Genomic DNA, 26735 nt, shown 5'->3' with positions numbered 1-26735 from the left:
GTCATCGTCGCCTACTCCAGGCCGAGTGAGCGGCGCTGCGTTGCACCCCCGGGTGTCTAGCTTTATCCCCATGACAGCAGCAGTGATCGGTACCGCTTCCGGCGACATGAGCACGTTCTCGTGGCAGTCGCGCCTCGCCGCCTATGAAGTCGCGCGACAATCTGACCGTGCGCGCCCGTTCAGCGTTCAAGACCCCCTCGGCCACACGTGGGCCTCGGCGTCTCAGGACAGACCCGGGTGAGCCTGCCGTTCATCATCGTAAGCAGCGGCTCCGACAACCTCCATACACGCCTGTGGATAACTGTGTTTCATGCGGGCCTTCGGGCTAAGTCATGAGCTGTGCTGCGACCGTTGCGCCCAGCTCCCAACACGCTTCTCGGGCTTCCTTGTCCGGGGCGCCGGAGACGATGACGTGTTCGGCGGCCTTGGTCCAGCCGAGACCGGCGGTGATCGAATCGACCGCTCGCACAGCCCCTTCGGTGCCCTGGTTGCCGTGGAGGAACAGCCCGAACGGTCGTCCCTGCGTCGAGTCGAGGATCTGGTAGTAGCTGACATCGAAGGCGTGTTTCAGTGCGCCGCTGATGTATCCGAGGTTCGCGGGGGTGCCGAGTATGTACCCGTCGGCTTCCAGCAAGTCGCTCGCCGACACCGACAACGCCGCCCGGCGGACCACCTCGACGCCCTCGATCTCCGGGTCGGTCGCACCGGACACGACGGCCTCGAACATCTCCTGGCACGCCGGTGACGGCGTGTGGTGGACGATGAGCAGCCGGCTCATGTGGCTACTGCTCTCGGCCGTGGTACTGGGCGACGGCCCGTTTCATCATCGACCGGGCCCGGGTGCGGTCGCCGGCGTAGTCGTAGGCACGGGCGATGCGGTAGGTGTTGTGCCAGTCGTGCGGGTCGGCCTCCCACTCGGCCTTCACCTGTGCGAAGAGCTCGTCTGCCGCATCGCGTTCCATCCGTCCGGAGGCACGGTGCGGCAGGTGGGAGATGTCGAGTTCGCGACCCTCGTCGGCCATCACGGCGGCGAGCTTCTGGTGCTCGAGCCCCGCCCGCAGCGTCGCGTAGACCAGCCACGCCCCGATCAGCGGTAGCGCGATGACGCCGACTCCCAGACCGACGCCCGCGACGGTGCCGGAGGCGATCAGCTGGACGCCGCGCCAGCCGAGCAGCGCGAAGTACACGATGAGCGCCACGACGAGGAACGCGATCATCCAGACGATCGGGCGGGAGTCCTTCGCACGGGGACCCAGGCGCGGTGCGCCGCCTTCGGTGTCGTCGTCGTGGGCCGGCTCGTCCGGTGGGCCTGCGGGGGTCATCGGTCAGAGATCCATCAGTTCTTCGAGTCCGATCGTGAGCCCCGGCCGGCCGGCGATGCTGCGCACGCCGAGGAGCACGCCGGGGGCGAACGATGCGCGATCGAGGGAGTCGTGCCGGATGGTGAGCGTCTCACCGGCGGTGCCGAGCAGCACCTCCTGATGGGCGACGAGTCCCGCGAGCCGCACCGAGTGGACGCGCACGTCGTCGACGACCGCGCCACGGGCGCCGTCGAGTTCCTCCGTCGTGGCATCGGGGCTCCGCCCGACACCCGCCTCGGCCCGCGCACGCCCGATCAGCTCCGCCGTGCGATAGGCGGTGCCCGACGGGGCGTCGGCCTTGTGCGGGTGGTGCAGCTCGATCACCTCGACCGACTCGTAGTACTTGGCGGCCTGCGCGGCGAAACGCATGGACAGGACGGCGCCGATCGCGAAGTTCGGTGCGATGAGAACACCCACGCCGGGGTTGTCGGACAGCCAGCCGCGGACGGTGTCGAGACGTTCCTCGGTGAATCCGGTGGTGCCGACAACGGCGTGAATCCCGTTGGCGATGAGGAACTTCAGGTTGTCCATCACCACATCGGGATGGGTGAAGTCGACGACGACCTGGGTCTCGGTGTCGGTGAAGTACTCCGGTGAGTCCCCCTTGTCGACTCCGACGGTGTAGGTGAGGTCGTCGGCATTCTCGACCGCGGCGACGATCGCCTGCCCGACCTTGCCCTGGCTGCCCAGGACGCCCACCTTGATACCGCTCATGTCCACCTCTTCTTGTCGACGCCGCCTCGTCCCAACCGTTGCCGGGCCAGTCTAGTGGCGTCCCGGTTCAGAAGATCGGGGCACCGCCGCGGCGGTGCTCGAACACCAGCGACGTGGTGGTTCCGGCGACCTCCGGCCGGCCGTTGAGCCGTTCGACGAACTGTCGCAACGCCTCCGTGTCGGCGGCGGCGACGTGCAGCAGGTAGTCGTCGGCGCCGGCGAGGAAGAAGACGTCGATCACCTCGTCGTGGGTGGCGATCTCGCCGACGAACCGCCGGATCTGACCGCGCGCGTCGGACTGCAGGCTGACGGCGACCATGGCTCGGAGCGGACGCCCCAGCGCAGCCGGGTCGACATCGGCGAAGAAGCCACGGATGATGCCGAGTTCGACGAGCCTGCGCAAGCGGCCGTGGCACGTCGACGCGGCGATGCCGACGCGCTGCGCCAGTTCGCTGTTCGCCATCCGCGCATCCGACTGGAGCAGGCGCAGCAGCTCTCGGTCCGTCGCGTCCAGCTCACCGGCCCGAACATCCTTCGGAGTCGCGGCCATCGAATCTCCCTCGTTTCACACGATCGTCGCCAGACCGCAGCTGGCGAGAATATTCTTCAGTCACATTGTGGCATGGTCGACTTTACTTCACTCTGGAAATCAGTTCACCGAGGAACATTCAGGAGACCGCGAACCCATACGGAGTCACCATGCGCATCGGCATCCCCACCGAGATCAAGAACCACGAGTACCGGGTGGCCATCACCCCGGCCGGCGTCACCGAACTCCACCATCGAGGTCACGACGTCGTGATCCAGGCCGGCGCCGGCGAGGGCTCGGCGATCTCCGACAACGACTTCAAGGCGGCCGGTGCACAGATCCTGGGAACCGCCGCCGAGGTGTGGGACCAGGCCGAACTGGTCCTGAAGGTGAAGGAACCGATCGCCGCGGAGTTCGCGCTGATGCGCCGCGAGCACACGCTCTTCACGTACCTGCACCTCGCGGCGGGACGGGCCTGCACGGAGGCGCTGCTCGATTCGGGCGTCACCTCCATCGCCTACGAGATGGTCCGGACCGCCGACGGCGCCCTTCCGCTCCTGGCGCCGATGAGCGAAGTCGCCGGGCGCCTCGCACCTCAGGTGGGCGCCTATCACCTGATGCGTTCGGCGGGCGGACGGGGCGTGCTCATGGGCGGTGTCCCCGGGACCGAACCCGCCGACGTCGTCGTCCTCGGCGGTGGCGTCAGCGGCGTCAACGCGGCGCAGATCGCGCTCGGCATGGGCGCCCAGGTCACCGTCTTCGACATCGACATCGCCAAACTGCGCGCCATCGACGCCCGCTTCGGCGGCCGGGTCCACACCCGGTACAGCACGGGGCTCGCGATCGACGAAGCCGTCGTGCACGCCGACCTGGTGATCGGAGCCGTTCTCGTCCCCGGCGCCAAGGCACCGGTCCTCGTCTCGAACGGCACTGTCGCCCGGATGAAGCCGGGCGCGGTGCTCGTCGATGTCGCGATCGACCAGGGCGGCTGCTTCGAGGATTCCCGACCCACCACCCACGCCGACCCGACCTTCGCCGTCCACGACACGGTGTTCTACTGCGTCGCGAACATGCCCGGCAACGTCGCGCGCACGTCGACGCAGGCGCTCACCGGAGCGACGCTCCCCTACGTGCTCCGACTGGCCGATTCGGGACCGGAGCAGGCATGCGCGACCGACCCGGCACTCGCCTCGGGCCTGAGCACACGGCACGGCGAGCTGTTCACCGCCGAAGTCGGTGCCGCGCTCGACCTCCCCGTGTCACCGAACCCGTTCGTGCACAACTGATCAGAAGGTCAGCGTCGTGGTTCCACGGCGTCGGCCCCGCCAGCCGTAGCGGCGTTCGGTCATCGACCCGTGCCCGTCGTATCCCACACGGAGCAGGGTCGACGCCCGGGTGCCGTAGCCGGGGATGTTGATGAACAACGACGACAGCGCCGCTTCGGCCTGCGGGCCGACGCCGGTGTCGGGCAGGCGCGACGGGTCCGGCCGATCCTGGTCGGCCAGCAGGGCGAAATACTGCTCGTCCGGCCCGTCGGCCGCGACCAGGTCCGTCATCGCCGTCGCCCCGTCGACGACCTTCGGCCAGTCGTTGTCCAGGGCACCGTTGGAGAGTCCGTGCACGCCGTCGGCGACCCGCTCCGCGCGCGGCTCCGGCCGGTTGGTCATCCACCACAGTTCGTTCCGGTCGGCGACGAGCAGATTGACCGGGTCGTACGCGGCGGCGTCGTCCAGGACGCGGTGGGCGTACACCTTCGGGTCGTCGTCGCCGAGCAGGTAGTCCACGGGAAGCTGCCCGCGCGAACGGATGCCGGTCCGCCTGGCCGGCCCGACGCGGACGTTCGTCACCATCGCCACCCGGTCGGGAGCCTCGGCGGAGACGGCCATCCACGTGCCGCCGGCCACCGCGTCGCGACCACCGATGATCGGCAGATCGTCCCAGTGCGACAACGCGAACGTGCGGCGGCGGTGCTGCTCGTCCCGGTTGGCGGCCACGATCAGACGCTGGGTGGGGTGGGTGTTCCACGCGAAGAGGATCAGGCACATCGGGTTTTCAGGTCACCTTCTCGGATCCGGGAAGCAGGCGGCTCATGTTCGCCATCCGACGCTGCACACCGGCGATCTCACGGACGGCCTGCCCGAGGAGGCTGCGGTCGAGCGGGGACAACTGCCGGACATCGAACCGGTCCCCCGGCGGGTCACCGTTGTCGAACTGGGCGACCTGATATCTCAGCCGGACGCGCTGCAACACATCGAAGACCTCGATGAGCGTCGACGCCTGCTCGTCGGGCAGCAACTCACTGCCGGCGGCGGCGCGCAGACGGCCTCGGGTGCCGACGTCGGTCGAACCGACACTGGCCGCGGCCCACCGCGCGATGTTGACCAACGGCGTCACCGCATGCTGCTTGACGTCGACGATGTTGCCGCGCCCGGTCAGCACATCCCGCCGCGAGCGCAGCCGGGCGCGCGTCGACAAGGTCTCGGCCAGTAGCAGATTCATCGTCCGAGGGTCGCGTCGCAGACCGGCGATCATCGCCACCGCCGGCGTGGCCGACACCGCGCCGCGCCCGCTGATCGGCCGGCCGTCGAGCATCAGCGACGTGAAGATCATGCCCTTGCCGGCGAGCGGGTCGTCGATCCAGGCCCGCGCGGCCGCCTGCCACTGTGAGTGTGTCCGCGCGAACAGCGGCTTCGACGCGACGGCACCGTTGGCGTCGACCCGCAGTCCCGCGTTCCGCACGACCTCGTCGACCTCGCCGAAGGCCGTTCGGTAGCGCTCGATCTCGCCTGCGGCCGAATCGTCGAAGGACACAGCCGAATCCACGTCGGAACTCAGCACCGGTTCCCGGCGGGCATTGCTGCCCAGCGACAACCAGGTGAAGGCCGATGGATCGAGCTCGGGATGGGCGACCAGGACGAGATCGAGCGCGCGGCTCACGACCGCGTCGACGATCAGGGAAGCCGCACGCGTGATCTCGTACGGCGGCCGGTCGCGGCGCACGAGATCGGCGGCGAACTGCGGCAGCCGCCGCGCATGTCCCTGCAGCTCCTCGACGTCGATCGAGCGGCGGATCTGTTCGCGCAGTGGGATACCGGCACCCGCCGGGTCGGCGACGAAGTCCCCCGGCCCGACGACACCCACCACGTCGCCGGCGGCGTCGCAGACCGGGACGATCGAGAGGTCACGATCGACGAGTTCGGTCAGGACGTCCATCGATGCCGCCCCGGCGTCGACGACGAACGCCGGTTCCGTCACGATCTCCCCCACCGGGGTGTCCACACCACGCCCGGCCGCGACCACCTCGGCCCGGATGACGCCGTCGGTGAGCACGCCGTGGCGTCGGCCCGGCAGCGGGATCACCACATAGTCCTGTCCGCGTTCGGTCATCAGCGCGGCCGCCTGACGGACGGTCATGTCGGCCCGACCGATCACCGGTGCGGTGCGCAGGAGTTCGGCGACGGCGCGCGTGGCGGAGACGTCGCCGGCGTCCCGACGGCGCGCGACCGTCAGCTGCAGCTTCTCCTCACCGGGCATCTCTGCAGAGTCTAGGCGCGCCACGCGATCACGAGGCCCGTCGGCCGGTCGAATGATTCCGGGTCCCGCAGGCACACCGCATGACCCGGGCGTCCCTCCAAGGAGCAGACACACTTCCGGAGCAAAGGACACCCGATGATCAAGCCTCACGTGGCCGCCGCGACCGCCCTGCTGGCCCTGGCCGCGGCGCTGGGCACCGCCACCCCCGCAGCCGCGGTCACCCCGCAATACGCCGACACGCTCACCGCCGGTCAGGGCATCCTGATCGGTGACGGCCTGTGCTCCATCGGATTCTTCGGAACCAACGCCGACGGCGACCGTCTCGCCGTCACGGCCGGGCACTGCGCGGAGGGGATCGGCGACGAGGTCACCACGACCACCGGCGAGCACATCGGCGAAGTCGTGGAGTGGAAGGACGACGGCGGCACCCCGGACGGGTCGATCACGCTCGCCGATCCCCGCGGGTACACCGTCATCGCGATCGAGGACGACTGGGAGGTTGACCCGGTGTTCGTCACCGCCGCCGACCCCGAGGTCGGCGAACCGGTGGCCAAGACCGGTGAGCGCACCGGCACCACCGTGGGCACCGTGACCGCACTGCTGCATCAGGAGGCGGCGCCCGAACACCGCCTCGTCAACGCCGAACTGGTGGTATTGGGCGGAGACTCCGGCTCGCCCTGGTACCAGGAGACCCGTGCCGGGCGCTATGTCCTCGTCGGGATCTCCTCGAGCGGCAACTTCGGTACCCAGAACCCCGACCAGGCGATTTCGACGGCCCAGACCATCGAAGGGCTGTACGCGCAGATCGCCGGCTCCGGGTCGGCCTGGACCGACGGGTTCGAGATCTGGTTCGACGAACCCGATCGTCGGTAGAGCCACGACACGGCGAAGGGGCCCGCCGTCCGCGTGGACGACGGGCCCCTTCAGGACCTACTCGATGTCAGATCAGGCGTCTGCGGTGGCTGCCTCGGCAGCCGGTGCCTCCGCCTTGTCGGCGGCGTCGTCGACCGGGACGAGGCTGATCTTGCCGCGCTCGTCGATGTCGGCGATCTCGACGCGGAGCTTGGAGCCCACGTTGACCACGTCCTCGACCTTGTTGATGCGCTTGCCCTTGCCGAGCTTCGAGATGTGCACCAGGCCGTCGCGGCCCGGCAGCAGCGACACGAACGCACCGAACGCGGTGGTCTTGACGACGGTGCCGAGGAAACGCTCCCCGACCTTCGGCAGCTGCGGGTTGGCGATCGCGTTGATGCGGTCGATCGCAGCCTGCGCGGACAGACCGTCGGCGGCACCGACGAACACGGTGCCGTCGTCCTCGATGGAGACGTTGGCGCCGGTCTCCTCGGTGATGCCGTTGATCGTCTTGCCCTTGGGGCCGATCAGCTCACCGATCTTGTCCATCGGGATCTTGATGGTGGTGATCCGCGGCGCGAACTGGCTCATCTCGTCCGGCTCGTCGATGGCCTCGGCCATGACGTCGAGGATGGTCAGCCGGGCGTCCTTGGCCTGGCTGAGCGCACCCGCGAGCACCTGCGAGGGGATGCCGTCGAGCTTGGTGTCGAGCTGCAGCGCGGTCACGAAGTCCTTGGTGCCCGCGACCTTGAAGTCCATGTCGCCGAAGGCATCCTCGGCTCCGAGGATGTCGGTCAGTGCGACATAACGGGTTTCACCGTCGACGGTGTCGGACACGAGGCCCATCGCGATGCCGGCGACCGGAGCACGCAGCGGCACACCGGCATTCAGCAGCGACATGGTCGACGCGCACACCGAACCCATCGAGGTCGAGCCGTTGGAGCTCAGCGCCTCGGAGACCTGACGGATCGCGTACGGGAAGTCCTCGACGCTCGGCAGCACCGGCACCAGCGCACGCTCGGCGAGCGCGCCGTGGCCGATCTCGCGACGCTTGGGCGAGCCGACGCGACCGGTCTCACCGGTCGAGTACGGCGGGAAGTTGTAGTGGTGCATGTACCGCTTGGACTTCTCGGGTCCGAGCGAGTCGATCTGCTGCGCCATCTTGACCATGTCGAGGGTGGTGACACCCATGATCTGGGTCTCGCCGCGCTCGAACAGCGCACTGCCGTGCGCGCGCGGGATGACCGCGACCTCGGCCGACAGCGCACGGATGTCGGTGATGCCGCGACCGTCGATGCGGAAGTGGTCGGTCAGGATGCGCTGGCGGACGAGCTTCTTGGTCAGCGACCGGTAGGCCCCGCCGATCTCCTTCTCACGACCCTCGAACTGCTCGCCGAGCTGGCCGAGGATGTCGGCCTTGAGCTCGTCGGTCTTGTCGTCGCGCTCCTGCTTGCCTGCGATGGTCAGGATCTCCGACAGGCGATCGGTGGCAGCGGCGGCCACGGCGTCGTAGACATCCGACTGGTACGGCGGGTACAGCGGGAACTCGGCGGTCTCCTTGGCCGCGGCGGCGGCCAGGGACTTCTGCGCCTCGCACAGGCGGGCGATGAACGGCTTCGCGGCCTCGAGGCCCTCGGCCACGATCGCCTCGGTCGGCGCCTGGGCGCCACCGGCGATGAGGTCGATGACGTTGTCGGTGGCTTCGGCCTCGACCATCATGATCGCGACGTCGGCCGAATCACCCGAACCCGAGACGATGCGGCCGGCCACGACCATGTCGAACACGGCGCCCTCGAGTTGCTCGACGGTCGGGAACGCGACCCACTGGCCGGCCTTGTTCTCCTCGGTCGGGATGAGCGCGACACGCACGCCACCGACGGGGCCGGAGAACGGGAGGCCGGCGAGCTGCGTCGAGGCCGACGCGGCGTTGATCGCGACGACGTCGTAGAGGTCGTTCGGGTTGAGCGAGAGGACGGTCACGACGACCTGGATCTCGTTGCGGAGGCCGTCGACGAACGACGGGCGCAGCGGGCGGTCGATGAGACGACAGGTCAGGATCGCGTCGGTCGACGGACGTCCCTCGCGACGGAAGAACGATCCGGGGATGCGTCCGGCGGCGTACATCCGCTCCTCGACGTCCACGGTGAGCGGGAAGAAGTCGAAGTGCTCCTTCGGGTGCTTCGACGCCGCGGTGGTCGAGAGCAGCATGTTCTCGTCGTCGAGGTAGGCGGTGACCGAACCCGCGGCCTGCAGCGCGAGACGTCCGGTCTCGAACCGGATCGTGCGGGTGCCGAAGCTGCCGTTGTCGATGACGGCGGTCGCCTCGGTGATCGCGTCGTCGTAGTCGTCGGCGAAATCTTCGGTGGTGTTCACATCTGTCATGTGGGGTGGAATCCCTTCGTTGCGGCTGCCGGTGGCGGCCGTCTGACGCGGCACGAAATCGGCCGCTTGTGCGGTTGGGGGTGGTCATCGCGGAGGTGCGCAGCACCTACTCACATGCCGCATCGAGCGGACACGTCCGTGAGAGCGCACGCGCGGATCGGACCGACCCAGAACGCACCGAGAATGTGCGGCAGCACGGTGAATGGCGCAGCGTGTCTGCGCCGGATGAGTGCTCAGACGGCCTTCGATCGAAGCGGCCGGAATCCTGCACGCCCGGGGGTTGCCCGGGCAGGGGTTCCGGCGGCCACTACCGAGGACCGATCTGGCTGGTCGTTCCGCACTGCCTCGAGTTTCGGCACGATCCGTCTGTCAGCCTATCACCGCCGACTGTGGATACCTCAATACGACAAACCGGCCGGCCCCGCGTTCGGGGGCCGGCCGGTGGAAGTCGTGGAATCAGCGACGCAGGCCGAGACGCTCGATGAGCGAACGGTAGCGGTTGATGTCGACCTTGGCGACGTACTTGAGCAGACGACGACGACGGCCGACCAGCAGCAGCAGGCCGCGACGGCTGTGGTGATCGTGCTTGTGCTGCTTCAGGTGCTCGGTGAGGTCGGTGATGCGCTTGGTCAGCATCGCGACCTGTGCCTCGGGCGACCCGGTGTCGGTCTCGTGCAGACCGTACTCGGCGAGGATTTCCTTCTTCTGCTCGACAGTCAAAGCCATGGAGATACTCCTGTTTCTCAGTACCGCGTCCGAAACAACCACGGTGCGCCACCGCGGACTGCAGCAACACCGACTGGCCAGGCTACCCGGCGTGACGGGCCGGACCCAAATCGGCGCCGGGAGCGCAGCGAGTGGGCCGCGTACCCTCAGCTCTCCGCCGCGGCCAGGATCTCCCTGGTCTTGACGACGTCGTCCCCCATCGCGGTGATCAGGTCGTCCACCCCGTCGAACTGTTCCATCCCGCGGATGCGGTGGACGAAGTCGACGGCGACGTGCTGACCGTAGAGGTCGGCGCTCTTGTCCAGCACGAACGCCTCGACGGTGCGGGTACGGCCCGAGAAAGTGGGGTTGGTACCGACCGACACCGCGGCCTGATAGCGCTCCCCCGGCTCGACCTCGCCGACCACCGGGCCTGCGCCGAGGATCGTGAACCACGCGGCGTAGACCCCGTCGGCGGGGATCGCGGCGTACATCGGCGGCGCCACGTTGGCCGTCGGGTATCCCAGGTCGCGGCCGCGGCCGTCGCCGCGCACCACCACTCCCTCGACACGATGCGGGCGTCCGAGCGCCTCGGTCGCGCGGTCGACGTCACCGGCCGCGACACAGGAACGGATGTAGGTCGAGGAGAAGGTCACCGCATGTTCACCGAACAGCGACACCGATTCCACCGAGAAGCCGAATTTCCCACCGAGTTCGGCGAGCTTGGCCACGTCGCCGGCCGCCTTGCGACCGAACGTGAAGTTGTCACCGACCACCACGACGGCGGCGTGCAGCGTCTCCACGAGGATGTCGTGGGCGAAGTCCTTGGGCGACCGGGCAGCGAGTTCAGGCGTGAACGGCATGACGCAGAAGACGTCGATGCCGAGCTCTTCGGCCAGCTCCGCCCGTCGCGTCAGCGTCGTCAGTTGCGGCGGATGGGATCCCGGGCGGACCACCTCGGACGGATGCGGGTCGAACGTCATCAGCACCGACGGCACCCCGTGCTCCTTCGCCGCCGTCGTGGCGGCGTTGATGAGCTCGGCGTGTCCCCGGTGGACACCGTCGAAGACACCGATGGTGACCACGCACCGTCCCCAGTCCGCGGGGATGTCATCCAGACCTCGCCATCGCAACACGCGACCAGAGTACGGGCACCCGGTGTTCCAAACCACCACCGCCACTCGCGTTTGCGGTGGGGTTAAGCTCTTGGTCATGCCTCGGGGATCGGATCGTCCGGTGACAGAACTGTCACAGGTGACCCAGGACTATCTGAAAGTGATCTGGACCAGCCAGGAGTGGGAAGACGTCAAGGTCACCACCAAGCTGCTGGCCCAGTCGCTCGGCGTGTCCGCATCCACCGCCTCGGAGGCGATCCGCAAACTCGCCGACCAGGGCTTCGTCTCGCACGAACCGTACGGCGCGGTCACACTCACCGACGAGGGCCGGTCCGCGGCCATCCTGATGGTGCGTCGTCATCGTCTGCTCGAGACCTTTCTCGTCCGCGAACTCGGATACCGGTGGGACGAGGTGCACGACGAGGCGGAGATCCTCGAGCACGCGGTGTCCGACCGCCTCATGGCTCGGCTCGACGCGAAACTCGGCTTCCCCGACCGGGATCCGCACGGCGACCCCATCCCGGCACTGGACGGCTCGATCCCCGCGCCGGATGCGGCGCTGCTCGCCGACCTGGAGGTCGGGGCGTCCGGCGCCATCGCCCGGATCTCCGACACGGATCCCGAGATGCTGCGCTACTTCGACCAGGTGGGCGTCGCGCTCGACTGCGTGGTGACCGTCGCCGAGAAACGTCCCTTCGCGGGGACGATCTCGGTGTCGCTCGACGACGCCGATCCGATCGATCTCGGCGACATCGCCGCGCGCGCCATCTTCGTCGTCCCGCGGTCCTGACCGTCCGACCGACGCCCGGGCGTCAGCGCAGGGTCGCCGGCCGGACCACCATGACCGAGCTCGCGCGGCGACCCTTCTCCTGGATCAGCGCGATCGCCTGTTCCCGCGGGTCGACGACCACATAGATCTCTTTCCGGCCGATCGGCTCCAGCCATCGTCCCTGGCTGATCGACTCGGCTTCGTCGTCGTCGATGTCCCGGCGCGGGAACGAGATCTTGACCGCCTCGTCGATGTCGAGGCTGACACGCGGCTCGTCGCGCACGTCGTCGAGCGTGCGCGCGTGGTCGAGCGTGAACGGGCCGACGGCGGTCCGCCGGAGTTCGGTCAGGTGCCCGCCGATGCCGAGTGCGGCACCCAGATCGCGTGCCAGTGACCGGATGTAGGTGCCCGACGAACAGTCCACCACCACATCGAGATCGACGAAGGTCCCGTCGCGCCGGGTGTCGAGCACCTCGAAGCGGGACACGGTGACCGGACGCGCCGCGAGGTCGAAGTCGGTGCCCGTGCGCACCAGCGCGTGCGCGCGACGGCCGTCGACCTTGATCGCGCTGACCTTCGCCGGGACCTGCTCGATGTCGCCGGTGAGATCGGCCACCCCCGTGGCGATCTCGGCGTCGGAGAGTCCGGACGCGTCGGCGGTGGAGATGACCTCGCCCTCGCGGTCGTCGGTCGTCGTGGACGCACCGAGCCGGATCGTCGCGGTGTAGGACTTCGTCGTCAGCGACAACAGACCGAGAAGCTTTGTCGCCCTCTCGATCCCGACGACCAATACGCCGGTCGCCATCGGGTCCAGGGTGCCCGCGTGCCCGACGCGGCGGGTGTTGAAGATCTTCCGGCAGCGCGAGACGACGTCGTGACTGGTCATCCCGGCGGGCTTGTCGACGACGAGCAGGCCGGCGTTCTCGATGGTTGCGTCGGCCACGTCAGGTCAGCGCGATCGTGGTGGTGATGATGCCGCGATCGACCAGCCAGCGCCCGGAGAACTCGAGCAGCGGCGGCCCGCCGTCCGCAGCGGCCGGATCGATGAGGATCCTCGAGGTGAACGTGCCCGACGTCGGGGTGGACTGCTCGAAGGTGATGTGGGCGTCCTCGAAACCCAGCCAGCGCTTGGCGACCGGGAACCATGCCTTGTAGGTGGCCTCCTTGGCACAGAACAGCAACCGGTCCCAGTGCAGGTCGCCCGACCGCGTCGCGAGGACCTCCCGCTCGGCCGGCAGGCTGGTGTGCTCGAGCACGCCGTCGGGGAGGCTGTCGTGGGGCTCGGCGTCGATACCGAGAGAACGCACCGACAGCGCGTACGCCACGGTCGCGGCACGATAGCCGTCGCAGTGGGTGAGGCTCCCCACGATCCCGGCCGGCCAGACGGGTGCACCCTTGTCGCCCTTGAGGATCGGGACCGGCTCGTGGCCGAGCTCGCCCAGCGCCTGCCGGGCGCAGTGCCGGACGGTGGTGAACTCGCGGCGGCGTTTCTCCACCGCTCGGGAGATCAGGCTCTGTTCGGCGGGCAGCAGGACCAGACCCGGCGGGTCGGCGAACGCCTCCGCCGAGGCGACGCCCGCCGGCATGAGTTGCTCGATCATCGGTTGTCCTCTCGTGCTTGCCGTTGCGCCTCTCGATCGGCCTGTCGCGATCGGCGCTCCGCCTGCCGCTGCTCGACGCGCTGCCGGAACTCGGCGGCCCGTTCGGCATAGTCCGGCGGCAGATCGAACCGGACCCCGTGCTCGGGCAGATCCGCCGCACCGAGTCCGTCCCCCGGGACGATGTTGCGCATCAGCGGGTTCGGGAGTCCGCGACGCTTCCATTCACGTGGGTAGCCGACCGACACCTCCTCGAACCGGATGCCGTCGTACCAGGTGGTCCTCGGGATGTGCAGGTGCCCGTACACACAGCAGGCCGCGTTGAACTCGGTGTGCCAGTCGGCCGTGAGTTCGCTGCCGCACCACAGCGCGAACTCCGGGTAGAACAGCGCGTCGCACGGCTCACGACGCAGCGGCCAGTGGTTGACGAGGATCGTCTTCTCGGCCGGATCGATGGCCTGCAGCCGGCGCCGGGTGATCTCGATCCTCGCCCGTCCCCAGGCGTCGCGGGTGGGGAACGGCTCCGGCGACAGTAGGAACTCGTCGGTCGCCACCACATTGCGTTCCCGGGCGAGCGCGAGCGCGGTCAGCTTGTTGGCCGTGCCCTCCGGGCGAAAGGTGTAGTCGTAGAGCAGGAACATCGGGACGACGCGGACCGGATCGGAGCCGTCGCCCGGATCGAACAGCGGATAGATGTCCTCCGGGGTGACGACACCGACGTCGCGGCAGGCCTGCACGAGGTAGTCGTACCGCGCGACCCCGAACACCTGCAGCGGGTCCTTGGCCGTCGTGTACAGCTCGTGATTGCCCGGCACCCACACCACGGTGGCGAACCGCGCCCGCAGACGCCGCAGGGTGTCGACGATGTCGTCGGTGCGTTCGGCGACATCACCGGCGACGATGAGCCAGTCGTCCGGCGAGGTCGGCCGGATGCTGTCGATGATGTGCTCGTTGCCCCGATGTGCGATGTGCAGATCGCTGATCGCCCACAGAGTAGCCACGAGGATCCATCGTGCCAGAGGGCCGCGGTCAGGCGCGGACCGCACCTGCCCGACGCCACCGGCCGGAGCGGATCCGCCACACCACGGTCGCCAGCCGGACCAGCATGAACACCACCAGACCCGACCAGGTCCCCGCCAGACCCCAGTCGAACACCAGCGACAACCAGATCAACGGCAGGAAGCCGACCAGGGCGCCGGTGAGTGTCGCCGTGCGCAGGAAGGCGGCGTCGCCGCTGCCGAGGAGTACGCCGTCGAGCGCGAAGACCACCCCGGCGATCGGCAGCATGCCGACGAAGAACCACCACGGCACACCGACGGCGTCGAGGACAGCGGCGTCGGATGTGAAGATGCGCGGTATCAGCGTCGCGCCGGTCGCGAAGACGGCACCCATCGCGGTGGCGGCGACCACCGAGACCGCGGTGACACGCCGGGCGACGGAGTCGGCGGCGCCGAGCCGGCCCGCACCGAGCGCGGCCCCCACCAGCGCCTGGGCGGCGATGGCCAGCGAGTCGAGGAACAACGCCATGAACTCCCACAGCTGCAGCACCAGCTGATGAGCAGCCACCTGGGCGACCCCGAAGCGCGCGGCGACCGCGGCCGCCGAGACGAAACAGACCTGGAACGACAGACTGCGCACCACCAGATCGCGCGCCATGACCAGCTGGGCGCGGATGATCGACCAGTCCGGCGCAAAGGCGCGTGTATGCGCCTCGCGGACCACCCGCACGGCGAACAACACCCCGGTCACGCCCTGTCCGATCACATTGGCCACCGCGCTGCCGTCCAGTCCCAGTCGCGGGAACGGGCCGATGCCGTGGACCAGTCCGACGACGAGCACCGCGGCCAGCGACAGGCCGACCACCACGTAGACGACCGGGCGGCGGGTGTCCTGCACTCCCCGCATCCACCCGTTGCCCGCCATCGACAGCAGGATCAGCGGGACACCGAACATCGCGATCCGCAGCCAGCCCGCCGCATCCTCGGCGACCGCGGCCGATTCCGGCGACGACGTCCCGACCAGCAGGCGCATCACCACCGGGGCGCAGGGATACGCCACGGCGACGATCAGGACGCCGACCGCGACCGCGATCCAGCTCGCCTGCACGCCTTCGACGACCGCACCGGACCGATCACCGGAACCGAATCGTCGCGCGGAGCGGGCGGTGGTGCCGTAGGACAGGAAGGTCAGCTGGGTACTGACGATCGAGAGCACCAGGGTGCCCACACCGAGAGCAGCCAGCTGTTCGCCGCCCAGGCGTCCCACGACCGCCAGGTCGAGCAGAAGGTACAGCGGAGGTGCGATGAGGACCGCGAGCGCCGAGACGGTGAGGGTGGCGATACGCGCGACCCCGGGAGCGTCCGCGGAATCGGACTCTCCGATGTCGGGCTGCCGAGCGAGGTTCAGAGCGACTCCAGCAACCTGGCGACCACTTCGTCGGCGGTACCGGTGTCGCTGTAGCCCGAGGCCTGACGATGCCCGCCACCACCGTGCGCCCGCGCAATCGGGACGAGGTCGACGCTGTCCTTGGATCGCAGCGAGACCGTCCAGACGCCCGGCTCGCCTTCCTTGAACACCGCGGCCACCTCGGCCTCGCGCGCGGTCCGGATCGTGTCCACGACGCTCTCGGACTCCTCCCAGCTCATCCCGGCCAGCGCCTGCTGGTCGACGACGGCGTAGACGAGCCCCTCGCCGTTGCACGCGGCCGGCACGAGCTGTGCGGACGCCAGGACGCCCGACATCATCGAGAACCACGCGAACGGATGCGAATCGAAGAGGATGCGGCTCCACCGGCGCGCGTCGACACCGGTCTCCAACAACCGGGCCGCGACGCGGAACGACGCCGGTCGGGCCCACCGGAACGAGCCGGTGTCGGTGCTGAGTCCGGCGTATATGCAGGTGGCGATGTCGGCGTCGAGCTCGACGCCCATGTCGTCGAGGACATCGAGCACCAGTACGGCGGTACAGTCGGCGGCCGGATCGACCAGGTCGAGGTCCCCGAAACCGGGGTTCGACGCATGGTGGTCGATCACGATCGAGGTCTGCGCCGCGGTGAACGTCGAGCCGAGGGAGTCGAGCCGCTCGAGATTGGCGGCGTCGACCGCCACCACCAGCGGGTGCCCGACGACCTGCGCGGGCGAGCACAACAGCTTGCCGCCGGGTAGTCCGGCGAGCGAGGCCGGGAGCTGCTCTGCCCCCGGATAGGAGACCTCGACGTCGACGCCCCGGCGGTCGAGTGCCAGCGCCAGCGCCAGACCGCTGCCGATCGTGTCCGCATCGGGGCGGACGTGACAGCAGATGGTCACCGCGGTCGCGGAGGCCAGCGTCGCGGCGATCGCCGCGCTCGACGAACCGCTCACTCTTCGATACCGGTGGCGTCGTCGTCGGCCGAGCGGTACGGGTCCGAGTCCCCCGCCGGCTTCGCCTCGGCGGCACGCCGGGCGACGAGTTCGTCGTTCGCGCGGGCTCGGGCGACGAGCTCCTCCATCTGACGCGCGGCATCGGGCACCGTGTCGAGGACGAAACGCAGAGTCGGCGTGAAACGCACGCCGGTGCCCGCGCCCACCTTCGACCGCAGCACACCGGTCGCCTTCGCCAGACCGGCGGCCGCAGCCTCGTAATCCGGTTCGGCGTCGATGGATTCGCCCATCACGGTGTAGTAGATCGTCGCGTCGTGGAGATCGTTGGTCACCCGGGCGTCGGTGACCGTCACATGTGTCAGGCGCGGATCCTTGATCTCGTGCGCGATCGCCGACGCGACGATCGTCGAGATCCGCTTCGCCATGCGCTGCGCCCGTGCTGGATCAGCCATTCCAGGACTCCTTCCATAGCGCTGCGTGCGCGCCGACCGGAATCCGGTCGGCGCGCACCACAGCTGTCGAGATGTCGTACGAGTTCGGTCGCTGCCGCGATCAGTCGCGCGGCTTCTCCCGCAGCTCGTAGGTCTCGATCACGTCGTCCACCTTGATGTCCGAGTAGGTCAGCGTGAGACCACATTCGTAGCCTTCGCGAACCTCGGTGGCATCGTCCTTCTCGCGCTTGAGCGAGGACACGGTGAGGTTCTCGGCGACCACGACGTTGTCGCGCAGCAGGCGGGCCTTGGCGTTACGCCGCATGACGCCCGACTGCACGAGACAACCGGCGATGTTGCCGACCTTCGACGACTTGAAGATCGCGCGGATCTCGGCGCGGCCGAGCTCCACCTCTTCGTAGATCGGCTTGAGCATGCCCTTGAGCGCGCTCTCGATCTCGTCGATGGCCTGGTAGATCACCGAGTAGTACCGGATGTCGACGCCCTCGCGGTTGGCCAGCTCGGTGGCCTTGCCCTCCGCACGGACGTTGAAGCCGATGATGATCGCATCCGAGGCCGCCGCCAGGTTGACGTTGGTCTCGGTGACGCCACCGACACCGCGGTCGATGATGCGCAGCGAGACTTCGTCGCCCATCTCGATGTTCAGCAAGGCCTCTTCGAGGGCCTCGACCGTACCCGAGTTGTCACCCTTGAGGATGAGGTTGAGCTGGCTCGTCTCCTTGAGCGCCGAATCCAGGTCTTCCAGGCTGATCCGCTTGCGGCTGCGTGCGGCCAGCGCGTTGCGCTTGCGCGCGTTGCGCCGGTCGGCGATCTGCCGGGCGATCCGGTCCTCCTCGACCACGAGCAGGTTGTCGCCTGCGCCGGGGACCGAGGTGAAACCGATGACCTGGACCGGACGCGACGGCAGCGCCTCGGGGACGTCCTCGCCGTGTTCGTCGACCATGCGGCGAACACGTCCGTAGGCGTCACCGGCGACGATCGAGTCGCCGACCTTCAGCGTGCCGCGCTGGACCAGCACGGTCGCCACCGGGCCACGGCCGCGGTCGAGATGCGCCTCGATGGCGACACCCTGGGCGTCCATGTCCGGGTTGGCACGCAGATCGAGTGACGCGTCCGCGGTGAGCAGGACGGCCTCGAGCAGCGCGTCGATGTTCTCGCCCTGCTTGGCCGAGATGTCGACGAACATGGCGTCGCCGCCGTACTCCTCGGGGATCAGACCGTATTCGGTCAGCTGCCCGCGGATCTTCTGCGGATCGGCGCCTTCCTTGTCGATCTTGTTCACCGCGACCACGATCGGCACGTCGGCCGCCTGGGCGTGGTTGACCGCCTCCACCGTCTGCGGCATGACGCCGTCGTCGGCGGCGACCACGAGGATCGCGATGTCGGTCGCCTTGGCACCGCGGGCACGCATGGCGGTGAACGCCTCGTGACCCGGGGTGTCGATGAAGGTGATCAGGCGATCCTCACCGTTGAGGTGGGTGTTCACCTGGTAGGCACCGATGTGCTGCGTGATGCCGCCGGCCTCGCCCTCACGGACGTTGGCCTTACGGATCGTGTCGAGCAGTCGGGTCTTACCGTGATCGACGTGGCCCATGACGGTGACCACCGGGGGACGCTGTTCGAGGTCTTCCTCGCCGCCCTCGTCCTCGCCGTAGGTGAGGTCGAAGCTGTCGAGGAGCTCACGGTCCTCGTCCTCGGGGCTGACCACCTGGACGCGGTAGTTCATCTCCGAGCCGAGCAGCTCCAGCGTCTCGTCGTTGACCGACTCGGTCGCCGTGACCATCTCACCGAGGTTGAACAGCGCCTGGACCAGCGATGCCGGGTTGGCGTCGATCTTGTCGGCGAAGTCCGAGAGCGACGCGCCGCGGGCGAGGCGGATGACCTCACCGTTGCCGCGCGGCAGCCGGACGCCACCGACGGCCGGCGCCTGCATGTTCTCGTACTCGGCGCGTTTCGCCCGCTTCGACTTGCGACCGCGACGAGGTGCGCCACCAGGACGACCGAAGGCGCCTGCTGCGCCGCCGCGTCCACGGCCGCCACCGCCACCGCCGCCGGGACGACCCCGGAAGCCGCCACCGGGAGGACCTCCCGGTGCGCCGGTTCCGCCGCCGCCACCGCGGTAGCCGCCACCGCCGCCGCCGGGGCCACCACGGCCTCCGCCGGCACCGCCACGACCACCCGGTCGGGCGTCAGGACGGGCCGCGCGAGACGGCATGGCGCCGGGACTCGGACGCGGGGGCATGTTGCCGGGATTGGGACGGGGACCGCCCTGGCCGGGAGCGGGACGACCGCCACCGGGACGGGGACCACCCTGACCGGACGGGCCGGGACGACCACCACCGGGACGCGGACCACCCTGTCCCGGACCGGGACGGGCAGCCGGTCGCGGCGCGGGAGCCGGTGCCGACGAATACGGGTTGTTGCCCACCCGCGGCGTGCGCGGACCCGGCTTCGGGCCGGGACGCGGACCCGGGGTCGACGCCGGGGCAGAGGGTGCTGCCGACGCGGCCGGGGCCTGCGGGGCGGGTGCCGCCGGGGCGGGCTGCGGGCTGGGACGTTCCGCCGCGGGGGCGGCGGGTGCCGGTGCCGGGGTCTCCACCGGTGCGGGAGCCGGCTTGGGGGCGCCCGGCTTCGGGCCGCTGGTACGGGGACCGGGGCTCGGGCGATCGGCGGCTGGCGCCGCCGGGGTTGCGGATGCACCGGGCTTCGGTGCGTTGGTGCCGCCGGACGGCTTGGGTCCGGGCTTGGCACCCTGGCGCGGGCCGGGCGCCGCGGACTTGGAGTCCTTGGCCGCCCCGTCCTTGCCGGGGAACGATTCACGCAGTCGACGGGCCACGGGGGCCTCTACCGTCGACGACGCCGATTTGACGAACTCGCCTTGCTCCTTCAGACGCTCGAGCACCTGCTTGCTCGTGACGCCGAGCTCTTTGGCCAGTTCGTGCACGCGGGCTTTGCCTGCCACTGCTCTCCTCACTTGGAGGCCAAGCGGCTCACCCGCTACGGCCTCGATTTATGTCCGGTACATGCTCATCGTGACTTCACGGTGTGCTCATGTCTTCTGCTACCTGTTCCGGCTCCGGGGAGCCTTCCTCTGGTGGGTGATCGCGCCGAGCTGTTCGGTGAGATCGTCCGGGTCCACGGTCAGACCGGGGGTCCGGAGTGCCGTGGCGAAGGCCCGGCGTCGCGTCGCGGTGGAGATGCACTCCGCCCGCACGTGCAGCCACGCGCCTCGCCCCGGCATGGTCTTCGCGGGATCGACCACGACTGTCGGGGTGTCACCGCGCAACTGCGCGACCACACGGACCAACTCGTCGGCCTCTGCCCGCTGCCGACAACCGATGCACATCCGGATGGGTGTGCCTCCGGTCGGCGACCTGGGGGCGGATCGCTGAACCATCGATCAGTCTAGCGCGAGCGGGCGGGCCGAGGACAATCGGCCGCTGCGCGCGTCATTCCGACCCGGCCTCGGGGGCCGGCGCGGCGTCGGACCGGATGTCGATCCGCCACCCGGTCAGCCGGGCGGCGAGCCGGGCGTTCTGGCCCTCCTTGCCGATCGCCAGCGAGAGCTGGTAATCCGGCACGACGACCCGTGCGGCCTTGAGCTCGGCGTCGACGACCGTCACCGACACAACCTTCGCGGGCGACAGCGCATTCCCGACGAAGGCCGCCGGGTCGGAGTCGAAGTCGATGATGTCGATCTTCTCGCCGGCGAGCTCGCTCATCACGTTGCGCACGCGCTGGCCCATCGGCCCGATGCAGGCGCCCTTCGCGTTGAGACCGGAGACCCCGGTGTGCACGGCGATCTTCGACCGGTGGCCTGCCTCGCGCGCCACGGCGACGATCTCGACACTCCCGTCCTCGATCTCGGGCACCTCGAGCGAGAACAGCTTGCGCACCAGGTTCGGGTGGGTCCGCGACAGGGTGATCTGCGGCCCGCGTGCTCCGCGGCTGACACCGACGACGTAGCACTTGATCCGGTCGCCGTGGGTGTAGACCTCGCCGGGCACCTGTTCGGCGGGCGGGATGATGCCCTCGGTGGAGTTGGCGTCGCTGCCGATCTGGACGACGACCATCCCGCGGGCGTTGGCACGCGAGTCCTGCTGCACGACGCCGCCGACGATCTCACCCTCGTGGGCGACGAGGTCGCCGAAGTTCTTCTCGTTCTCCGCGTCGCGCAGACGCTGGAGGATGACCTGCCGCGCGGTGGTCGCCGCGATGCGGCCGAACCCCTCGGGGGTGTCGTCCCACTCGTGGACGACGTTCCCGTCCTGATCGACCTCCTGCGCCATCACACGCACGGCACCGGTCTTGCGGTTGACGTCGACGCGGGCGTGCGGGGCGAATCCGTCGGTGTGCCGGTAGGCGGTCAGCAACGCGGTCTCGATGGCGGTGATGACGGTCTCGATCGAGATGCCCTTGTCGGCCTCGATCATGCGCAGGGCGGCGATGTCGATGTTCATGTCGTCGGTCTCCTATTCACTTGTCGTGTTCATTTGTCGGGTTCATTTGTGGTGTTCAGCGGCCGCGCCGCGGCGGGCGCGCGGCGGAGCTCGATCTCGTCCGGTTCCAGTCCGCACAGTTCCAATTCGCGGACGCTCGGCTGGGAGAAGTCCACCTGCACCACGGCCTTGGTCACGGACTCGAGGTCGACGGACTCGACCGCGATCCGCCCCTTGTGGTTCACCACCACCTCGACCGCCGGTGCCGGATCGTCGCGCAGCCTGCCGATGCGGCCGGTGACCGTGCGCGCCTCCGATGACGGGTCCCCGTCGATCTCGATGACCACCCGGCGACCGGTGTTGCGGCGCCAGTGCCGGGGCAGGGTCAGCGGGCTCTCGACGCCGCGCGAGGTCACCTCGAGCACGTACGCGAGATCGGCGAATGCGGGAGTGGCGTCGAGGAGGTCGGAGATCTCGGCGCTGAGCCCGGCGAGGACGTCGAGGTCGCCACCGCCGTCGCGGTCGACCACGATCGACAGTTCCTCCTGGCCGTCGCGAGTGCGCACCGTGACGGCCTCGAGGTCGAATCCCCGTTCGGCGACAAGCTTTTCGACGAGTTCGCTCACGTGCGTCGGGCTGATCGGCATGCCACTCCCCTCGTCTTCAGTTGTCGGGCCGTGCCGGGTGTCGCACGACGTTGCTCCGAACATCGTAGTGGATCGATCGGGCGGAGAACTGCTGGCATGATGTCCCGGGTGAGCATGCCCCCGATCGAGCGACGGACCGTGCGGCACCCGATCGACAGGCGCACCGCGTTGCGGGGCGGACTCCTCGCGGGCGCCGCCGTCGTCGGTGCCGGGGCGGCCGGCGTCGGACTGACCGGTTGCGAGTCGTCACCCTCCGCGGAGACACTCCTCGCCGAAACCCTCGTGGCCCTGGTGCGGTCGGCGAACGCCGACGAGAGCACCGCGCGCGCCCTGGTCGCCGTCGAGCCCGCCTACGCGACCGCTCTCTCGGTCGTGGCCGACCAACGCGCCCAGCACGCACGCGCACTCCGCGAGGAGATCATCCGGCTCGACCAGGACGTCGCCGCGACCCTCGATCGTCCGGTCACCTCGGCCACCGCCTCGACCTCGGCGGCGGGCGCCCCGTCGGCCCCGCCGTCACTGGCGCGATTACGCGCCGATCTCGACGCCGCGGCCGGGCAGGCCCGCGCGGTCGCGCTCTCCGCCGGCGGGTACGCCTCCGGGCTGACGGGTTCCGTCGCCGCCGCGGTCACATCGATGCGACAGGTGCAACTGGCATGACCTCACCACTGAACACACCGGCGCCGAACTCCGCGGAGCAGCAAGCGGATCCCGACGATCCGCTCGCCGTCGCCGCCGAGGCGGAGAACGCCGCCGTCTTCACCTACGGCGTCATCACCGCCTTCGTCGCCGCATCGCGCCGACGCACCGTCGCCGACTACGCGGACGCGCACCGGGCCCGCCGCGACGAGATCGAGCGGGCGATCGAGGCGGCGGGGAACACGCCACCGCTGGCCGCCGCCGGCTACACACTCGGCGTCGAGGTCACCGACCCGACCACCGCGGCCCGCGCGGCACTCGGCGCCGAGATCGACTGCACGGTGGCCTATCGCGCCCTGCTCGAGCAGGCCGACGACGAGACCGCACGCCGGATCGGCGTCGACGGGCTCTCGGAGAGCGCCGTGCGCGCCGCCCGGTGGCGGGTGGTCCTCCAGGAGAGCCCGGTCACGGTGGCGTTCCCGGGGTCTCCCGCGAACGGGTAGCCGGGCAGACCCGAACGAACAGGTGCGCCTGATCGATCAGGCGCGGGCGGCCCCCACCACCGCGTCGACCGCGGCGTCGACGGCGACCTCGGTGGCCTCACCGGTGAACCGGTCCCGGATCTCGATGGTGCCGTTGGCATATCCGCGGCCGACGACCACGACGGTCGGCATGCCGAGGAGTTCGGCGTCCTTGAACTTCACCCCGGGCGACGCCTTCCGGTCGTCGAGGAGTACTTCGAGACCGGCCGCGTCGAGGTCGGCGGCGAGCTGCTCGGCACCCGCGACGGCGGCGGCGTCCTTGTTGGCGATGACGAGGTGAACGGCGAACGGCGCCACCGACTTCGGCCAGCGCAGCCCTTTGTCGTCGTGGGACTGCTCGGCGATGACCGCGACCAGGCGCGACACCCCGACACCGTAGGAACCCTGCGTGAGGCGCACCGGCTTGCCGCTCTCGCCGAGGACGTCCACCTCGAAGGCGTCGGTGTACTTCCGGCCGAGCTGGAAGATGTGCCCGATCTCGATGCCCTTGGCGCTCACCAGCGGTCCGGCCCCGTCCGGCGACGGATCGCCGTCCCGGACCTCGGCCGCCTCGACCGTTCCGTCAGGGGTGAAGTCGCGCCCCGCGACGAGCCCGACATAGTGCCGGCCCGGCTGATCCGCGCCGGTGATCCACGAGGTCCCGTCGACCACGCGCGGATCCACGAGGTAACGGATTCCGTTCTCGGCCAGCGCCTTCGGACCGATGTACCCCTTGACCAGGAACGGGTTCGCGGCGAAGTCGGCGTCGGTGAGCAACTCGACCTCGGCGGGCTCGACGGAGGCCTCGAGTCGCTTGAAGTCGACTTCGCGATCGCCCGGAACACCGATGCCGGTGATCTCCCAGTCACCGCCCGGCACACGGAGTTTCACGAGCACGTTCTTGAGGGTGTCGGCGCCGGTGTACTGACCGTCGAGCGTCGCGTTCGCCCAGTCGACCAGGCTGTCGATCGTCGGGGTACCGGGCGTGTCGTGGACGACCGCCGCGGGCAGGTCGTCGTAGGGCAGCGGGTCGGGCGCGCGGGTGATGACCGCTTCGACGTTGGCGGCGTAGCCGGATTCGACGCATCGCACGAACGTGTCCTCGCCGACCGCCGACTCGGCCAGGAACTCCTCGGAGGCGCTGCCACCCATCGCGCCGGAGGTCGCGGCGACGATGACGTACTCGATCCGCAACCGCTCGAAGATCTTCTGATACGCCTCACGGTGCGCGTTGTAGGCGGTCTTGAGTCCGTCGTCGTCGAGGTCGAAGGAGTAGGCGTCCTTCATCACGAACTCACGTCCGCGGAGGATGCCCGCGCGCGGCCGTTCCTCGTCGCGGTATTTGGTCTGGATCTGGTAGAGGATGACCGGCATGTCCTTGTACGACGAGTACTCGCCCTTGACCAGCGTCGCGAACAGTTCCTCATGGGTCGGGCCGAGGAGCATGTCGGCACCCTTGCGGTCCTTGAGGCGGAAGAGCGAGTCGCCGTATTCGGTCCAGCGGTTGGTGGTGTCGTAGGGCTCGCGGGGCAGCAGGGCGGGCAGCAGGATCTCCTGGCCGCCGATGGCGTTCATCTCCTCGCGGACGACGTTCTCGATCGCCTTCAGCACGCGTAGACCGAGCGGCAGCCACGAGTACACACCGGGCGCGACTCGGCGGATGTAGCCGGCTCTGACCAGCAGCTTGTGGCTGGGGACCTCCGCGTCGGCGGGGTCGTCGCGCAGGGTCCGCAGGAACAGGGTCGACATGCGTGTGATCACGACAAACCAGCTTAGTTATGGTGTTGCGGTGCTCGTCATCCTGCCTCCCTCAGAGACGAAATCCGACGGCGGCCGCGGGGCTCCCCTGGATCTCGACACGCTGTCCTTCCCGGAGCTGAACCCGATCCGCAAACAGCTCGCCGAGGCCCTCGTCGCGCTGGCCGCCGATCTCGACGCCAGTCGTACTGCGCTCGGGCTCGGCGCGACCCAGCTCGACGAGGTCGACCGCAACGCCGAACTCTGGCTGTCCCCGACCCGGCCGGCGCTCGAGCGCTACACCGGCGTCCTCTACGACGCCCTCGACCATCGGTCGCTCACCCGGGCGGGCAAGACGAAGGCGGCCGACCGGCTGGCGATCGGTTCGGCGCTGTTCGGCGTGGTACGAGCACCCGATCCGATCCCCGCATACCGGCTCTCCGGCGGCTCCAAGCTGCCCGGCCTGCCGACCCTGGCGTCGCTGTGGAAGCCGGATCTGTCCCCCGCACTCGACGCCGTCGACGACTTCGTCGTGGATCTGCGGTCGGGTGTCTACCACCAGCTCGGGCCGGTACGGGGTGCGGTGACGGCGACCGTCATGACCGAACAGCCGGACGGCTCGCGCAAGGTGGTGAGCCACTTCAACAAGCACTACAAGGGCTTGATGGCTCGTGAACTGGTCCGTACGCGACGCACCGTGCGCGACATCGACGGTGTGGCCGCGGTTCTCGCCGATGCCGGGCAGCGGGTCGAGATCGAGGCGCCCGACCGGATCGTCGTGCTGACCGACTGACCCGGCCCCCGGACGTGCGTCGCTACTGCGCGTCGAACTCGAACAGGGTCGCGCCACCGGGCTCCACGGTCTGCAGGACGGTCGCCCGACGCGGCGTCACACGGTAGACCCACCACGGCGGCGGCCCGGCCGACGGCGCGCTGAAGTCCGCGGTCAGGGCGATACCGGACTCGTCGACGCGGCACGGCCACCCGTCGTTCGCCCACAGCTCGGCGAGTTCTGCGACTACGCCGGGCTCGGTGACCCGTCGCGCATCACCCTCGACGACGAGATCGGCCACGTCGAGGGCCACCGACAGGGTGCAGCGCGGGTCGCGGGCGAGGTTGTTCGCCTTCCGGGTCGTGGGACCGGTCTCGAGCCACAGCGCCCCCTGATGCCACAGCGCCCCGATGCCGGTGACGTGCGGGCTGCCGTCGGAGTTGATCGTGGCGATCCACCACGTGTGCCGGCCGGGGCCGCCGGTGCCGGGTGCCTGGGACACCCCGGCCGCCAGGCGCGCCGCGACGGGCTGCCAGTCGAGGGTGTCGATGTCGTAGAGCTCAGCGAGATTCTTGGCGTCCATGAAGGGACCGACCGTGCTCCCGCCGAC

General features: G+C 69.4%; 27 protein-coding genes. 6 read left to right on the top strand and 21 right to left on the bottom strand.

Going from position 1 to position 26735, the window contains the following annotated elements; translation table 11 throughout:
- Window positions 1-325: 325 nt before the first annotated feature.
- The 4 genes from AC3B5T_RS17460 to AC3B5T_RS17445 all read right to left on the bottom strand — a co-directional run bounded on the left by AC3B5T_RS17460 (window position 326) and on the right by AC3B5T_RS17445 (window position 2625).
- Window positions 326-778, bottom strand: a complete 453-nt coding sequence (locus AC3B5T_RS17460) for a flavodoxin family protein (RefSeq protein ID WP_055474819.1) — start codon at window positions 776-778, stop codon at window positions 326-328.
- A 4-nt stretch (window positions 779-782) separates the two neighbouring features.
- Window positions 783-1322, bottom strand: coding sequence for a hypothetical protein (locus tag AC3B5T_RS17455; protein WP_010841434.1), 540 nt, complete (start codon window positions 1320-1322; stop codon window positions 783-785).
- Between the two features lie 3 nt (window positions 1323-1325).
- Window positions 1326-2075, bottom strand: coding sequence for a 4-hydroxy-tetrahydrodipicolinate reductase (gene dapB / locus AC3B5T_RS17450; protein WP_014926520.1), 750 nt, complete (start codon window positions 2073-2075; stop codon window positions 1326-1328).
- Between the two features lie 67 nt (window positions 2076-2142).
- Window positions 2143-2625, bottom strand: coding sequence for an Lrp/AsnC family transcriptional regulator (locus tag AC3B5T_RS17445; RefSeq protein ID WP_055474818.1), 483 nt, complete (start codon window positions 2623-2625; stop codon window positions 2143-2145).
- A gap of 149 nt (window positions 2626-2774) precedes the next feature.
- Here AC3B5T_RS17445 and ald point away from each other — a divergent pair, with 149 nt between their 5' ends.
- On the top strand, window positions 2775-3890 hold the full coding sequence (ald, locus tag AC3B5T_RS17440; RefSeq protein WP_014926518.1) for an alanine dehydrogenase: 1116 nt from the start codon (window positions 2775-2777) through the stop codon (window positions 3888-3890).
- Here the strand turns inward: ald and AC3B5T_RS17435 are convergent, their stop codons facing one another.
- Both AC3B5T_RS17435 and AC3B5T_RS17430 read right to left on the bottom strand, forming a co-directional pair.
- Window positions 3891-4649, bottom strand: a complete 759-nt coding sequence (locus tag AC3B5T_RS17435) for an NRDE family protein (protein ID WP_055474817.1) — start codon at window positions 4647-4649, stop codon at window positions 3891-3893.
- A 7-nt stretch (window positions 4650-4656) separates the two neighbouring features.
- Window positions 4657-6138 (bottom strand): putative nucleotidyltransferase substrate binding domain-containing protein, encoded by a 1482-nt coding sequence (locus tag AC3B5T_RS17430; protein ID WP_055474816.1) that lies wholly within the window; start codon window positions 6136-6138, stop codon window positions 4657-4659.
- Window positions 6139-6273: 135 nt separating this feature from the next.
- Here AC3B5T_RS17430 and AC3B5T_RS17425 point away from each other — a divergent pair, with 135 nt between their 5' ends.
- Window positions 6274-7011 carry a chymotrypsin family serine protease gene (locus AC3B5T_RS17425; protein WP_055474815.1) on the top strand — a complete coding sequence of 246 codons (738 nt, stop codon included), beginning with the start codon at window positions 6274-6276 and terminating at the stop codon, window positions 7009-7011.
- 72 nt (window positions 7012-7083) lie between these two features.
- Here the strand turns inward: AC3B5T_RS17425 and AC3B5T_RS17420 are convergent, their stop codons facing one another.
- The 3 genes from AC3B5T_RS17420 to AC3B5T_RS17410 form a co-directional block, all read right to left on the bottom strand.
- The gene (locus AC3B5T_RS17420) at window positions 7084-9372 is read right to left on the bottom strand and encodes a polyribonucleotide nucleotidyltransferase (RefSeq protein WP_055474814.1); all 2289 of its coding nucleotides are present in this window, start codon (window positions 9370-9372) and stop codon (window positions 7084-7086) included.
- Between the two features lie 456 nt (window positions 9373-9828).
- Window positions 9829-10098, bottom strand: a complete 270-nt coding sequence (gene rpsO / locus AC3B5T_RS17415; RefSeq protein WP_004021887.1) for a 30S ribosomal protein S15 — start codon at window positions 10096-10098, stop codon at window positions 9829-9831.
- A 146-nt stretch (window positions 10099-10244) separates the two neighbouring features.
- Window positions 10245-11213, bottom strand: a complete 969-nt coding sequence (locus AC3B5T_RS17410; protein ID WP_081637174.1) for a bifunctional riboflavin kinase/FAD synthetase — start codon at window positions 11211-11213, stop codon at window positions 10245-10247.
- A gap of 100 nt (window positions 11214-11313) precedes the next feature.
- Here AC3B5T_RS17410 and AC3B5T_RS17405 point away from each other — a divergent pair, with 100 nt between their 5' ends.
- Entirely contained in the window at window positions 11314-11982 is a 669-nt protein-coding gene (locus tag AC3B5T_RS17405) for a metal-dependent transcriptional regulator (protein WP_010841443.1), read from the top strand.
- A 22-nt stretch (window positions 11983-12004) separates the two neighbouring features.
- Here the strand turns inward: AC3B5T_RS17405 and truB are convergent, their stop codons facing one another.
- From truB to rimP, 10 genes are all read right to left on the bottom strand, one after another.
- Complete coding sequence (gene truB, locus AC3B5T_RS17400; RefSeq protein WP_055474813.1) at window positions 12005-12904, bottom strand: tRNA pseudouridine(55) synthase TruB; 900 nt, start codon at window positions 12902-12904, stop codon at window positions 12005-12007.
- Window position 12905: 1 nt separating this feature from the next.
- Window positions 12906-13562, bottom strand: coding sequence for a 4'-phosphopantetheinyl transferase family protein (locus AC3B5T_RS17395; protein WP_055474812.1), 657 nt, complete (start codon window positions 13560-13562; stop codon window positions 12906-12908).
- A complete protein-coding gene (locus tag AC3B5T_RS17390; RefSeq protein WP_193363242.1) occupies window positions 13559-14560 on the bottom strand; it encodes a metallophosphoesterase family protein in 1002 nt (333 codons plus the stop codon). Before AC3B5T_RS17390 ends, AC3B5T_RS17395 begins: the two co-directional genes overlap by 4 nt.
- A 28-nt stretch (window positions 14561-14588) precedes the next feature.
- Entirely contained in the window at window positions 14589-15941 is a 1353-nt protein-coding gene (locus tag AC3B5T_RS17385) for an MATE family efflux transporter (RefSeq protein WP_197282740.1), read from the bottom strand.
- A 20-nt stretch (window positions 15942-15961) separates the two neighbouring features.
- Window positions 15962-16918, bottom strand: coding sequence for a DHH family phosphoesterase (locus AC3B5T_RS17380; protein WP_010841448.1), 957 nt, complete (start codon window positions 16916-16918; stop codon window positions 15962-15964).
- Window positions 16915-17370 (bottom strand): 30S ribosome-binding factor RbfA, encoded by a 456-nt coding sequence (rbfA, locus tag AC3B5T_RS17375; protein WP_010841449.1) that lies wholly within the window; start codon window positions 17368-17370, stop codon window positions 16915-16917. The genes AC3B5T_RS17380 and rbfA overlap by 4 nt, the downstream gene beginning before the upstream one ends.
- A gap of 100 nt (window positions 17371-17470) precedes the next feature.
- Window positions 17471-20332, bottom strand: coding sequence for a translation initiation factor IF-2 (gene infB / locus AC3B5T_RS17370; RefSeq protein ID WP_084817193.1), 2862 nt, complete (start codon window positions 20330-20332; stop codon window positions 17471-17473).
- 99 nt (window positions 20333-20431) lie between these two features.
- Window positions 20432-20716 (bottom strand): YlxR family protein, encoded by a 285-nt coding sequence (locus AC3B5T_RS17365; RefSeq protein WP_083888958.1) that lies wholly within the window; start codon window positions 20714-20716, stop codon window positions 20432-20434.
- Window positions 20717-20819: 103 nt separating this feature from the next.
- On the bottom strand, window positions 20820-21830 hold the full coding sequence (gene nusA / locus AC3B5T_RS17360; RefSeq protein WP_010841452.1) for a transcription termination factor NusA: 1011 nt from the start codon (window positions 21828-21830) through the stop codon (window positions 20820-20822).
- Window positions 21831-21859: 29 nt separating this feature from the next.
- A complete protein-coding gene (rimP, locus tag AC3B5T_RS17355; protein ID WP_055474810.1) occupies window positions 21860-22456 on the bottom strand; it encodes a ribosome maturation factor RimP in 597 nt (198 codons plus the stop codon).
- A 96-nt stretch (window positions 22457-22552) separates the two neighbouring features.
- On the opposite strand from rimP, the gene AC3B5T_RS17350 reads away from it, so the two are divergent.
- Together AC3B5T_RS17350 and AC3B5T_RS17345 are read left to right on the top strand one after the other, a co-directional pair.
- Window positions 22553-23116 (top strand): hypothetical protein, encoded by a 564-nt coding sequence (locus AC3B5T_RS17350; RefSeq protein WP_055474809.1) that lies wholly within the window; start codon window positions 22553-22555, stop codon window positions 23114-23116.
- On the top strand, window positions 23113-23598 hold the full coding sequence (locus AC3B5T_RS17345) for a ferritin-like domain-containing protein (protein ID WP_055474808.1): 486 nt from the start codon (window positions 23113-23115) through the stop codon (window positions 23596-23598). The genes AC3B5T_RS17350 and AC3B5T_RS17345 overlap by 4 nt, the downstream gene beginning before the upstream one ends.
- 36 nt (window positions 23599-23634) lie before the next feature.
- On the opposite strand, the gene AC3B5T_RS17340 is transcribed toward AC3B5T_RS17345, so the two are convergent.
- A complete protein-coding gene (locus AC3B5T_RS17340; RefSeq protein WP_055474831.1) occupies window positions 23635-25365 on the bottom strand; it encodes a proline--tRNA ligase in 1731 nt (576 codons plus the stop codon).
- On the opposite strand from AC3B5T_RS17340, the gene yaaA reads away from it, so the two are divergent.
- On the top strand, window positions 25364-26146 hold the full coding sequence (gene yaaA / locus AC3B5T_RS17335; protein ID WP_014926502.1) for a peroxide stress protein YaaA: 783 nt from the start codon (window positions 25364-25366) through the stop codon (window positions 26144-26146). The genes AC3B5T_RS17340 and yaaA overlap by 2 nt on opposite strands.
- A 22-nt stretch (window positions 26147-26168) precedes the next feature.
- Here the strand turns inward: yaaA and AC3B5T_RS17330 are convergent, their stop codons facing one another.
- Window positions 26169-26708 (bottom strand): pyridoxamine 5'-phosphate oxidase family protein, encoded by a 540-nt coding sequence (locus AC3B5T_RS17330; RefSeq protein ID WP_010841458.1) that lies wholly within the window; start codon window positions 26706-26708, stop codon window positions 26169-26171.
- Window positions 26709-26735 lie beyond the last annotated feature (27 nt).

The organism is Gordonia sp. G4 (assembly GCF_057770005.1).
This window is presented reverse-complemented; position numbering and strand designations above follow the sequence as displayed.

Excerpts from the sequence above, each read along its gene's own strand:
- AC3B5T_RS17420 (WP_055474814.1), bottom strand. The coding sequence starts at position 9,372 with ATGACAGATGTGAACACCACCGAAGATTTCGCCGACGACTACGACGAC.
- AC3B5T_RS17455 (WP_010841434.1), bottom strand. The coding sequence starts at position 1,322 with ATGACCCCCGCAGGCCCACCGGACGAGCCGGCCCACGACGACGACACC.
- AC3B5T_RS17350 (WP_055474809.1), top strand. The coding sequence starts at position 22,553 with ATGATGTCCCGGGTGAGCATGCCCCCGATCGAGCGACGGACCGTGCGG.
- AC3B5T_RS17460 (WP_055474819.1), bottom strand. The coding sequence starts at position 778 with ATGAGCCGGCTGCTCATCGTCCACCACACGCCGTCACCGGCGTGCCAG.
- rpsO (WP_004021887.1), bottom strand. The coding sequence starts at position 10,098 with ATGGCTTTGACTGTCGAGCAGAAGAAGGAAATCCTCGCCGAGTACGGT.
- dapB (WP_014926520.1), bottom strand. The coding sequence starts at position 2,075 with ATGAGCGGTATCAAGGTGGGCGTCCTGGGCAGCCAGGGCAAGGTCGGG.
- AC3B5T_RS17445 (WP_055474818.1), bottom strand. The coding sequence starts at position 2,625 with ATGGCCGCGACTCCGAAGGATGTTCGGGCCGGTGAGCTGGACGCGACG.
- nusA (WP_010841452.1), bottom strand. The coding sequence starts at position 21,830 with ATGAACATCGACATCGCCGCCCTGCGCATGATCGAGGCCGACAAGGGC.
- AC3B5T_RS17425 (WP_055474815.1), top strand. The coding sequence starts at position 6,274 with ATGATCAAGCCTCACGTGGCCGCCGCGACCGCCCTGCTGGCCCTGGCC.
- AC3B5T_RS17345 (WP_055474808.1), top strand. The coding sequence starts at position 23,113 with ATGACCTCACCACTGAACACACCGGCGCCGAACTCCGCGGAGCAGCAA.
- AC3B5T_RS17395 (WP_055474812.1), bottom strand. The coding sequence starts at position 13,562 with ATGATCGAGCAACTCATGCCGGCGGGCGTCGCCTCGGCGGAGGCGTTC.
- AC3B5T_RS17365 (WP_083888958.1), bottom strand. The coding sequence starts at position 20,716 with ATGTGCATCGGTTGTCGGCAGCGGGCAGAGGCCGACGAGTTGGTCCGT.
- rimP (WP_055474810.1), bottom strand. The coding sequence starts at position 22,456 with ATGCCGATCAGCCCGACGCACGTGAGCGAACTCGTCGAAAAGCTTGTC.
- rbfA (WP_010841449.1), bottom strand. The coding sequence starts at position 17,370 with ATGGCTGATCCAGCACGGGCGCAGCGCATGGCGAAGCGGATCTCGACG.
- yaaA (WP_014926502.1), top strand. The coding sequence starts at position 25,364 with ATGCGTGTGATCACGACAAACCAGCTTAGTTATGGTGTTGCGGTGCTC.
- ald (WP_014926518.1), top strand. The coding sequence starts at position 2,775 with ATGCGCATCGGCATCCCCACCGAGATCAAGAACCACGAGTACCGGGTG.
- AC3B5T_RS17340 (WP_055474831.1), bottom strand. The coding sequence starts at position 25,365 with ATGTCGACCCTGTTCCTGCGGACCCTGCGCGACGACCCCGCCGACGCG.
- AC3B5T_RS17430 (WP_055474816.1), bottom strand. The coding sequence starts at position 6,138 with ATGCCCGGTGAGGAGAAGCTGCAGCTGACGGTCGCGCGCCGTCGGGAC.
- AC3B5T_RS17435 (WP_055474817.1), bottom strand. The coding sequence starts at position 4,649 with ATGTGCCTGATCCTCTTCGCGTGGAACACCCACCCCACCCAGCGTCTG.
- AC3B5T_RS17330 (WP_010841458.1), bottom strand. The coding sequence starts at position 26,708 with ATGGACGCCAAGAATCTCGCTGAGCTCTACGACATCGACACCCTCGAC.